General features: G+C 74.7%; 5 protein-coding genes and 1 pseudogene. 3 read left to right on the top strand and 3 right to left on the bottom strand.

Features of this window, described 5'->3' with window-relative positions:
• Positions 1-124: 124 nt before the first annotated feature.
• From EBH09_RS12425 to EBH09_RS12435, 3 genes are all read right to left on the bottom strand, one after another.
• Positions 125-406, bottom strand: a complete 282-nt coding sequence (locus EBH09_RS12425) for a hypothetical protein (RefSeq protein WP_121747032.1) — start codon at positions 404-406, stop codon at positions 125-127.
• Between the two features lie 82 nt (positions 407-488).
• Entirely contained in the window at positions 489-2,591 is a 2,103-nt protein-coding gene (gene malQ / locus EBH09_RS12430; RefSeq protein ID WP_121747033.1) for a 4-alpha-glucanotransferase, read from the bottom strand.
• 9 nt (positions 2,592-2,600) lie between these two features.
• Entirely contained in the window at positions 2,601-2,906 is a 306-nt protein-coding gene (locus EBH09_RS12435) for a hypothetical protein (RefSeq protein WP_055416953.1), read from the bottom strand.
• Positions 2,907-3,166: 260 nt separating this feature from the next.
• Here EBH09_RS12435 and EBH09_RS12440 point away from each other — a divergent pair, with 260 nt between their 5' ends.
• The 3 genes and pseudogenes from EBH09_RS12440 to EBH09_RS12450 all read left to right on the top strand — a co-directional run.
• Positions 3,167-3,700 (top strand): PadR family transcriptional regulator, encoded by a 534-nt coding sequence (locus EBH09_RS12440; RefSeq protein WP_121747366.1) that lies wholly within the window; start codon positions 3,167-3,169, stop codon positions 3,698-3,700.
• A complete protein-coding gene (locus EBH09_RS12445) occupies positions 3,697-4,404 on the top strand; it encodes an ABC transporter ATP-binding protein (RefSeq protein WP_121747034.1) in 708 nt (235 codons plus the stop codon). The genes EBH09_RS12440 and EBH09_RS12445 overlap by 4 nt, the downstream gene beginning before the upstream one ends.
• Positions 4,401-4,815, top strand: a pseudogene (locus EBH09_RS12450) (ABC transporter permease); the annotation flags it as partial. The gene EBH09_RS12445 and the pseudogene EBH09_RS12450, both read left to right, overlap by 4 nt.

Below are 4,815 nucleotides of genomic sequence, written 5' to 3' on the forward strand. Positions count from 1 at the left end.
CGTACCAGTGCCGTCGTACGGCGTCCCCGTCACACGCACGCCGAGGGCGCCGGCCCCGCCCGCACACGGCTGACGCGCGTGTGTGCGGTGGGACCGGCGCCCTCGGCGAAGACGAGGTGAGCCGTCAGACCTTGGCGTCGGCCTTGGGCCGGGTCTTGATGTTGCGGGAGGTCACGCGGTGCTCTTCCTTGGACCTGTCCAGGACCATGACCAGGACCGCGATGATCACGAACAGCGCGATCGGGGCCACGACGTAGAGACCCAGCGTCTCGATGACGCTCAGGCCCGTGCCGGGGTCGTCGCCGTCGTCGCGGGTCAGCGCGAGCGCGGGGGACGACATGAGCAGCATCATCAGCGTCGTACCGGCTGCCAGGGCGCCGGCGCGCAGGGCGTTCTTCTTGTCCACGGTGCAAAGTTAGCGAACGGCCGGAAGGGCCGCGCGCCCGGGGTGCCGTACGGGGGCCGTGAGCGGTCCGGGGGCGGGCCGTTCAGTCGCCGGCGCGGTCCCGCACGACGTCGATCAGGGCGTGCAGCCGGGCCGAGGCGGCCAGGTCCTCCAGGGTCACGGGGCGGCCCTCGGCGTCGGCGACGGGCAGGCGCCAGTTCGGGTACTGGTCCCAGGTGCCGGGGAGGTTCTGCGGGCGGCGGTCGCCGACGGCGTCCGGGAGCCAGATGCCGGCCATGCGGGCGGGGGTGCGCAGCAGGAAGCGGTGGACGGCCTGGATGCCGGCCTCCTCGGAGGGGGTGCCGGTGTCGCCGCCGGTGCCGTGCAGCAGGCCGAGCCGGGCCAGTACGTCCAGCCACTCGGCAGTGTCCGCCGACGCCTCGGCCCGCTCCTCCTCCAGCGGGCGGGTGAGCAGGCCCAGGCGGTCGCGCAGTTCGACGTGTTCGCCGGTGAGGCGGGCGGCGGTGGACGGCAGGTCGTGGGTGGTGGCGGTGGCCAGGCAGTCGGCGCGCCAGCGCTCGGGGGGCAGGGGACGGCCGTCGCCCGCCCAGTCGCGCTCGAACCACAGCACGGAGGTGCCGAGCACCCCGCGTTCGCGCAGCGCCTCGCGCACGCCGGGTTCCACGGTGCCCAGGTCCTCGCCGATGACCACGGCGCCCGCCCGGGCCGCCTCCAGGACCAGGACGGCGAGCATCGCCTCGGCGTCGTAGCGGACGTAGGTGCCCTCGGTGGGCGGGTGGCCCTCGGGGACCCACCAGAGCCGGAACAGGCCCATGACGTGGTCGATGCGCAGGGCTCCGGCGTAGCGGAACAGGCCCCGCAGCAGGCTCCGGAACGGTGCGTAGCCGGACTCGGCGAGGCGGTCGGGACGCCAGGGCGGCAGGCCCCAGTCCTGTCCCCGGGCGTTGAAGGCGTCCGGGGGTGCGCCCACCGACATGCCGGCGGCGAAGTACTCCCGCTGCGCCCAGGAGTCGGCCCCCCGCGGATGCACGCCCACGGCGAGGTCGTGGACGATCCCGACCGGCATCCCGGCCTCGCGGGCGGTGCGCTGGGCGGCGGTGAGCTGGGTGTCGGTGAGCCAGGCGAGGCGGGAGTGGAAGTCGACGCGGTCCATCAGCTCGGTGCGGGCGCGGTCGGTCTCGGCCGAGCGGGGATCGCGCAGGCCTTCGGGCCACCGGTGCCAGTCGGAGCCGTGGACCTCGGCGAGCGCGCACCAGGTCGCGTGGTCCTCCAGGGCTGTGCCCTGTTCGGCGAGGTAGTCGCAGTAGGCGGCGCGGCGGCCCGGCCCCAGGGGGACCTCGCGGAGCAGTTCGAGGGCCGCGCGCTTCAGCTCCCACACGGCGTCCCGGTCGATCAGGGCGTCCTTCTCCAGCACGGCCTCGCGCAGCCGTCCGGCCCGCTCCCGGAGGGCCCGGGCGCGCTCGTGGCCGGTGACGTACGCGAACTCGGGCACGTCCTCGATCCGCAGGTGGACCGGGTCGGGGAAGCGCCGCGAGGAGGGCCGGTACGGGGAGGGGTCGGTGGGGGCGCCTGGCACGGCCGCGTGCAGCGGGTTGACCTGGAGGAACCCGGCGCCGAGGGCGCGTCCGGCCCAGGCGGCCAGTTCGCCCAGGTCGCCGAGGTCGCCCATGCCCCAGGAGCGGCGGGAGAGGAGGGAGTAGAGCTGGACGAGGAGTCCGTAGGAGCGTGTGGCGGGGACGGGCAGCCGGGCGGGCGCGACGATCAGGTGGGCCCGGGCGGTCCGGCCGTCGAGCGTGGTGGCGGTCAGGCGGTGGACGCCGGCCGGAAGCCGCCCGGCGCCGTCGCGGGTCTCGCCCTGCTCGGTGTCGACGCGCAGCCGGGTGCCCTCGGGCAGGGCGGCCAGGGCGGCGGGGGTGCCGCCGTCGGTCCAGGCGACCACCGTGGGCGGCAGCAGGCGTTCGCGCGGCACGGACTCGCGGGCGGCGAGCGCGGCGCGCAGGGCCTCCGGTGTACTCGTGTCCACGCCCAGGGCGGCCAGCGCGAGGGTGACGGCGGTGGCCGAGGCCGCGACGGTGCGGTCCGGGGACGGGCTGTAGGAGGTGGCGACGCCGTGCAGGGCGGCGAGCCGGGTCAGATCCTCGGGAAGGTCCTCGGTGGGGGGCTCGGCCGGCCGGGCTGCTGGCATCTGTGACCTCTACGACCTCGTGGGTTCCGGGACGGCGAAGGAGGGGCCGCCCTGCTCCGGCACGTCCGCCGTGAGTTCGGGCGAGGACTCGCTGGTCAGCGGCACGGCGTCGGCGAACGGCGACTCGCTGGTGAGGGGCTCGGCGTCGGGCAGCGGCGGTTCGCTGGTGAGCGGCGCCTCGGCGCAGCTGCCGGTGGCGCCGAAGACGCAGTAGTGCGGGGTGTCGGAGGCGGCGGAGGGCTCCGCCCAGGGAGTGGACGGCTCCGCCACGGGTTTGGACGGGGCCGGGAGCAGAAGCGGTGCCAGTGCAGCCACGGGGGTCTCCTTCGTCGAGCGTTGTTTCGGGCACGCTTTTGGCGCGTTACGGCAGCCCTACCCAGTCCGCGCGAGGTCAGGCACTCCAGCACCGACAACGTGCTCCTGGTCACACTCCATTCCCGCGAACTCTCCCCCAACCCGGACAAAACAGTCACGTAACCCGTCCGAAGATCACGCAAACCGGCCGGTTCCGGCACACCCGACACCCCACCGTCGGCTATTCACTCAGTACATGTACTCGGTGAACAATGCTCCGCATGAGCACCCGTCACATCCTGCTGGGGCTGCTCGCCTCGGGGCCGAGTCATGGCTACGACCTGAAGCGACGCCACGACGAACGCTTCCCCGAGGCCCGTCCGCTGGCCTACGGGCAGGTCTACACGACCCTGCAACGCCTGGTCCGGGACGGTCTCGCGGAGGTCGACGGCACCACGTCGGACGGCGGCCCGGAGCGGACCGCGTACCGCGCGACGGACGGGGGCGCCCGCGAACTGGCGCGGTGGGCGGGCGAGATCGCGCCGCCCGCCCCGTTCGTGACGAACGAGATCTTCGCCAAGGTCGTCGTATCGATCCTCACCGGCGGCGACGCGGGCGCCTACCTGCTGGCCCAGCGCGCCGCCCACATGGGCCGGATGCGGGAGCTCACGGCGGTCAAGACGGCCCCGGGCACGGACCTGACGACCGTGCTCTCGGCCGACTACGCCCTCAACCACCTGGACGCCGACCTCCGTTGGATGACCACCACGGCGGCCCGGCTCACCACTCTGACCGCGGAGGTCCGCACAGCATGACGAACGGGGACACGAACGGGACCACGGCGGGGCCGCTGCTCGCGGCCCGCTGCCTGGTGAAGTCCCACGGCAGGACGGAGGCCCTGCGCGGCGCCTCGGTCGACCTGCGGGCCGGCGAGATCCTCGCCGTCACCGGGGCCAGCGGCAGCGGGAAGTCGACGCTGCTGCACTGCCTGGCCGGGATCGTCCGCCCGGACGCGGGTTCGGTGACATACGCCGGCCGGCGGCTGGAGGAGCTGCCGGAGAAGCGGCTGAGCGAGCTGCGCCGCACCGAGTTCGGGGTGGTCTTCCAGTTCGGTCAGCTGATCCCGGAGCTGACGGCGCTGGACAACGTGGCGCTGCCGCTGATGCTGGCCGGCACCGTTCGCACCGAGGCGCGGGCGCGGGCCGGTCGGTGGCTGGAGCGGTTCGGGGTGCGCGGGCAGGAGGAACTGCGTCCCGGCGAGATGAGCGGCGGGCAGGCGCAGCGGGCGGCGCTGGCCCGCGCGCTGGTCACCGGGCCGAAGGCGGTCTTCGCGGACGAGCCGACCGGGGCGCTGGACTCGTTGGCGAGCGAGCAGGTGATGACGGCGCTGGCGCACTCGGCCCGGGAGTCGGGCACGGCGGTGCTGCTGGTCACGCACGACGCCCAGGTGGCGGCGTACGCGGACCGCGAGGTGCGGCTGCGGGACGGTGCCGTGGCGCCGCTGGAGGTGACGGCGTGAGCACGGTGGCCTCGGACGTCCGGCTGGCCCGGCAGCTGGTAAGCGGGTCGGACCGGCGGGAGTGGTGGCGGATCACGCTGACGGCGACGGGCGCGGCCCTCGCGACGGGCTTCGCGCTGGCGGCCGTCACGCTCGCGTCCCTTCAGGGCGGCCTGACCGTCTCGGTCGGCCACGGCCTGCTGAACGAGCCGGGCACCCGGGCCGGAGTGATCGTCAGTCTGCTGATGCTGCTGGTTCCGGTGCTGGGCTTCCTCGGTCAGTGCGCCCGGATCGGTGCCGTCCACCGCGACCGGCGGCTGGCCGGGCTGCGGCTGGCCGGGGCGACGCCCTGGCAGGTGCGGCGGATCGCGGCGCTGGAGACCGGGCTCGCGTGCCTGGCGGGCTCGGCGGTGGTGACCGTCTTCTCCGTCC

The organism is Streptomyces sp. E2N166, assembly GCF_003671715.1.
In the GTDB taxonomy this organism is placed as follows: Bacteria; Actinomycetota; Actinomycetes; order Streptomycetales; family Streptomycetaceae; genus Streptomyces; species Streptomyces thinghirensis.